Genomic DNA, 834 nt, shown 5'->3' on the forward strand with positions numbered 1-834 from the left:
CGCGACCGCGAGGCCGCCGAGCTAGCCGCAAAGGCACGCGGAGAGCGGAGCGGCGCTGCGATTGGGCTGGCCGAATGATCGGCACGGATCCCAGGGGACACTCGCGCGAAATCCACGCGTTGGTCGCGCCCCATGTCAGTAATCGAGATTTGCGCCGAACTCCGGAATCTCGCCCTTCTTCACGGCGTCCGACCAGGCGGAGAGCCGGTCCTGGCCTAACTTCCAGAACGTGCCGCAGCGCTTGAAGTACTCGAGCACGACGTCGCGGTGGCCCTTCTCCAGCAGGGCCTTCGCCAGTCGCATGTTCGGGCCGAAGGAGTTCATCTGCGGCGAGCCCTTGCTCTTGGCCGAGGCGAGGAGCCGGCGTTCGGCCTCGTCATCGTCATTGGTGGAGAGCGCGATCAGGCCGAGGACCTGGTTGGAATCCTGGATTGCGTTGCCGTAATTCCAGTCCTTCGGATACTTCGGCGTCAGGCGTTCCAGCTCGGTCGCCAGGGTTCGGGCCTTGTCGATCTCTTCGGCCGCCCATGCCTTCTTCGCCGCGGGACCCAGGGCGATGAACCGTTCGGACTCATCCTTCGCCGCACTCAGGTCGCCCCGCACGACCTTCATGATGCGATCGCGCTCCTCGGCAGGCGGTTCGTCGTCCACGGTCTTCTTCGTCTGGGGAGGCGGATTCTTCTTGGGCTCCTGCCCCGCGACGGCCGATGGTCCCACAACCGCCCCAACGACGATCGACGACAACCATCCACGACGACTGAAGAGAAGCATGTTATTCGATTCCTCGGTTGATGATCGCGGGGCAGCGGTTCATTCTGAGCCCGGAGCACCGGA

General features: G+C 64.4%; 1 protein-coding gene. It reads right to left on the reverse strand.

Annotation, left to right across the window (positions count from 1 at the left end):
* Positions 1-135 precede the first annotated feature (135 nt).
* Complete coding sequence (locus G6O54_RS36955) at positions 136-771, reverse strand: hypothetical protein (RefSeq protein ID WP_165236156.1); 636 nt, start codon at positions 769-771, stop codon at positions 136-138.
* Positions 772-834 lie beyond the last annotated feature (63 nt).

It is taken from the genome of Aquisphaera insulae, from assembly GCF_011064615.1.
GTDB classification, from domain to species: Bacteria; Planctomycetota; Planctomycetia; order Isosphaerales; family Isosphaeraceae; genus Aquisphaera; species Aquisphaera insulae.

Coding starts and splice junctions, on each gene's coding strand:
- G6O54_RS36955 (WP_165236156.1), bottom strand. CDS start 771: ATGCTTCTCTTCAGTCGTCGTGGATGGTTGTCGTCGATCGTCGTTGGG.